The sequence below is a fragment of the Candidatus Eremiobacteraceae bacterium genome (genome assembly GCA_035314825.1).
GTDB lineage: Bacteria > Vulcanimicrobiota > Vulcanimicrobiia > Eremiobacterales > Eremiobacteraceae > JAFAHD01.
Genome location: DATFYX010000039.1, coordinates 1 through 3657, shown reverse-complemented (window position 1 = coordinate 3657; position 3657 = coordinate 1). Strand labels below are relative to the sequence as shown.

5 protein-coding genes are annotated in these 3657 nt (G+C 62.2%); 3 read left to right on the top strand and 2 right to left on the bottom strand.

Annotated elements, in window-relative coordinates:
- Positions 1-522: 522 nt before the first annotated feature.
- On the top strand, positions 523-1299 hold the full coding sequence (locus tag VKF82_05175; protein HME81447.1) for a hypothetical protein: 777 nt from the start codon (positions 523-525) through the stop codon (positions 1297-1299).
- A gap of 3 nt (positions 1300-1302) precedes the next feature.
- Here VKF82_05175 and VKF82_05170 read toward each other — a convergent pair whose 3' ends face one another.
- A complete protein-coding gene (locus tag VKF82_05170) occupies positions 1303-1779 on the bottom strand; it encodes a hypothetical protein (GenBank protein HME81446.1) in 477 nt (158 codons plus the stop codon).
- A gap of 86 nt (positions 1780-1865) precedes the next feature.
- Between VKF82_05170 and VKF82_05165 the strand changes: the two genes are divergently transcribed.
- Together VKF82_05165 and sixA are read left to right on the top strand one after the other, a co-directional pair.
- Complete coding sequence (locus VKF82_05165) at positions 1866-2174, top strand: multicopper oxidase domain-containing protein (protein HME81445.1); 309 nt, start codon at positions 1866-1868, stop codon at positions 2172-2174.
- Positions 2175-2196: 22 nt separating this feature from the next.
- Positions 2197-2700 carry a phosphohistidine phosphatase SixA gene (gene sixA, locus VKF82_05160; GenBank protein ID HME81444.1) on the top strand — a complete coding sequence of 168 codons (504 nt, stop codon included), beginning with the start codon at positions 2197-2199 and terminating at the stop codon, positions 2698-2700.
- Between the two features lie 26 nt (positions 2701-2726).
- Here the strand turns inward: sixA and VKF82_05155 are convergent.
- Positions 2727-3657: APC family permease (locus VKF82_05155; GenBank protein ID HME81443.1), on the bottom strand; the 931-nt coding region annotated here is incomplete at its 5' end.

Below are 3657 nucleotides of genomic sequence, written 5' to 3'. Positions count from 1 at the left end.
AAATGACCATCAAGCCGTGTGGGAGTTGTGTGGTTTGAGCGTTGCAGACCACGCTGGAGTTTGGCCGACCACCGCGGAGCAGGGTAGAACGCACAACACCACTCATAATGAAGCGTTGCGGAGCTTAGCGGACCAAGACTCGCCACCCTTACAAGGAGGGGGTCACAGGTTCGAGCCCTGTTTCGCCCAATCAACTAAAGCGCCCGTAGGCCCGCCGCCATTATCTGGTCGAACAGACAACCGATTAACTTCGCGGCATCGCCTAGGTCAGCCATCAGCACAAGGAGAACGAGAGCGGTTCACTCGTCGGCCTGTTGCTATTAGCTCTTTGTAAGGAGCATCGCATGATCCAGGTCCGCAGACTTACACTCCTACTTGCCATCGCGTCGTTACCTCTGGTTAGCCGGCTGCAGCAGCAGCGCGACGTCAGGACCGCCGCCGGCACCCTCACAGACCCGGCTGTACGTCTCTAATGGGGTAACGAGCGGCGGCTCGACCTTGGCTTTCGCGCTTCCGATAACGTTGACCAGTTCGCTTATCGGTGGCTTAGTGACGTCAAACGGTCCTTTGTCTCTCTGCGTCAGCGGAAGCAAAGGGGCCCTTTTTGTGGTCCAATATTCCGCCACCAATACCATGGCTAGTCCCACCTTGCTCGCATTCGCGCAGCCGATTGCGATTGCGGCATCACCATCGTTCACTATCGACGTTGGAACCTTTCCAACTGGCTGCGTCTTTGACAGCACGGGGAATCTCTATGTTGCCAGAGCGCCTTCCGCTGGCAGCGCCATCACCGTCATTCAAGGACCCGTGATGTCGGGGAGTGTGCCGACGACGCCCATCACCACGGGCGTCTCGTTCCCTGGTGGGGTCACCGTGGACGGCAACGATGATGTGTTCGTCTGTAACCAAGGGTACATTACTGAATACATGCCGCTGGCCAGCGGCAATACGTTGAAGGCCACGTTCGGCAGCGTGTTTTCCGCTTCAGGCTGCGCCATTGGACCGGATGGCAATCTGTACGTCGCGAACGGCACGAGCGATGGAGAGATCGATGTCTACAAAGGGCCGAACTTCACCAACGCCAGTACCGTCGATCATTCTATCGCGCCGCTGTCTGCAACGAACATATTCGACATCAAGTTTGATGCCAAAGCCAACATGTACGTCGCCGCTGATACGACGACAGACTCGGCTGTGTATGTGATACCGTCGCCTTACATGGCCGCCTCAGCGCTTAAGTTCACCCCGAACCCTGGCGGCGGTGATGATCAGGTGAGAGGACTTGCGCTGACGAATTAAGCGCTAGAGGTTCCCGTTCAGCGTGAGCTGCGAAGACGTTCCCTGCTTCGGCCCGTTCGGATCCGTCGTGTTGAGCAGTCCAGGATACGTGAGTTTTCCCTGGGCGTCCTTGAAATACAGCGAGCAGGTCCACGTCTTTCCCTGGCTCGCGAGCGCGCCAGTCGTGAGGTAGACCGGCACCGAGAGCGTGCCCGAGAACGCGCCGCCGGCAAGCGGCCGTTCAGCACTACCCGTACCCGTGCTGACGTACGCGTTGCCGCTGTTCACCTGGCAGTACGAGCCGACGGTCGAGAACTGCGGCAAAATATGGTCGACCGCTACGTTGACGTTGAACGTCCATTGTGGTGTGCCGCCATGTGGAGCCACTATTAGGGTCGCCGGCATCGCCGCCGGCGCACCGGCGGCGTACGCGGAACCGCCGGCAAGCAAGAGCCATCCCAAGCCTGCGATTGCATTTCGGGCGATGCGCAACGAACTCATGACTACCTCCCCTTGCTAGTTGGGGATCGGTCCGCCGCCTCGTCCGGTCATATGTAACGAGCCTGCCGTGATTGTCTTCGACTCGAGTGCCCCGCCGGACATGTGCAGGCTTCCAGCGGCGACGGTCGACGCATCCAGCGCGGCTCCCGTCATACGCAGAGCGCGTCCGCTGGTACCTGATGACGATCGGCTTCGGCTTCAACTTCCATACGCCGCACTGGCACGGCAACACCGTGCTGTGGGCCAAGCAGCGCACCGACGTGATCCCGCTCTCGCCCGCGCAGATGGTGACGGCCGACATGGTCCCGGACAACCCCGGCACGTGGCTGTACCATTGCCATGTCAGCGACCACATGGACGGCGGGATGGTGACGTTGTACGAGGTTGACCCCTGACCGGTCGCGTACGCTAGTCCACATGGAGGCGGTCATCGTCCGCCATGCCGATGCCGGCAAGGCGGACCCACGGAAGTATCCCGATGACGCGCTGCGTCCGCTTTCGCCGGAAGGCGAAAAGGAGATGCGCCGCGTCGCGCGCGGCATGCGCAAGATCGACATCGAGATCGATCATGTCTTCCACAGCGGCTACGAGCGGGCGAGACAGACGGCGTTGTGCATCTGCGAGGCCTACGAGATCGATCCCAACTCCATCCGCGTGCTGAAGTCGCTCGTGCCCGAGGCCGAGCCGGCGAAGACAGCCTCCGAGCTGCGTGCGCTGCGCGATCTATCACGCGTCGCGCTGGTCGGACACATGCCGCAGCTCGGTCGATTGATCGGCTATCTGGTGGCCGGGAACACCGAGCTCCAGCTCGAGCTCAAGAAGGGCGCCGCGTGCCTGCTCGACGTCGACCGCTGGTCGCCCGGCGGCGCCACCATCTCGGCGCTGCTGCCGCCCAAGGCGCTGCGCAAGCTCGGGAAGTAAGGCGCGTTCAAGAACGCGCCACTACATCATTGAGCGATGAGGTCCGCCTCGATGTCGCGGATCATCTGCGGATCGCGCGAGCGCACGTAGAGGAAGCGCGACACGCCCAGCGCCAGCAGCACGATGAAGACGTATGGGATGTAGCTTTGCGGCGGCGGCGGTACTGGATAGACTGTGCCCACGATGGCCACGATCATGGCGACGACCGCGATCGCGGCGATCACGACATCGCTCGGCTTGAGCTCTGCGCGTCGGCGCAGATAGACCGGCGCTGCCACGCTCACCAGCACGTAGGAGAACAGCACGCTGAGCGTTCCCAACGTGCCGAGGTCGCCGAAGATGTCGAGCAGCGCGAAATGGCTGGCGAACAGGACGAGCGGCCCCACGAGCACCGCGATCGCGGCGAACGTCACCGCGATGTGGGGTGTGGCATGGGTGGCGTGCGCGTCGCCGGCCGCGGCATGGAACAGCCCGTGCCGCGACATCGCGTACAACACGCGCGAGCCTGCCGTGATGCACGCCAGCGCGCAGGCGAAGAAGCCGATCGCCACGCCGATGGCGATAAGCAGTCCGAAGATCGGGATGCCGGCGAGATTGGCAAGCACGTTCAACGGAGCGGTCGACTGATCGAGCGGCGGATTCTGCCCGTGGAACGCCATGACGAGCACGTAGGTCGTATAGACGAAGTACGCGCCGACCGCCACGACCGTGAAAAGGATCGAGCGCGGGATCGAGCTGAGCGGGTTCTTCGCCTCGTGACCCAATGACGCAGCGCTCTCGAACCCGACGTAGCTGAAGATCGACAGCACAAGCGCGTGGCCGATGGTCGCCGGCGTGACGCCCGCCAGCACCAGCTGCGGCGTGTCCACCAAGGTGCCGCGCTTGAAGAAGTACACGAACGACAGCGTCATGATGAGCGCGATCGACGCAAACTCGATCCAGAGCATGAGCTGCGTC

What these genes read in the sequence shown, in the direction of transcription:
- sixA (HME81444.1), top strand. Translation starts at nt 2,197, where the DNA reads ATGGAGGCGGTCATCGTCCGCCATGCCGATGCCGGCAAGGCGGACCCA.
- VKF82_05170 (HME81446.1), bottom strand. Translation starts at nt 1,779, where the DNA reads ATGAGTTCGTTGCGCATCGCCCGAAATGCAATCGCAGGCTTGGGATGG.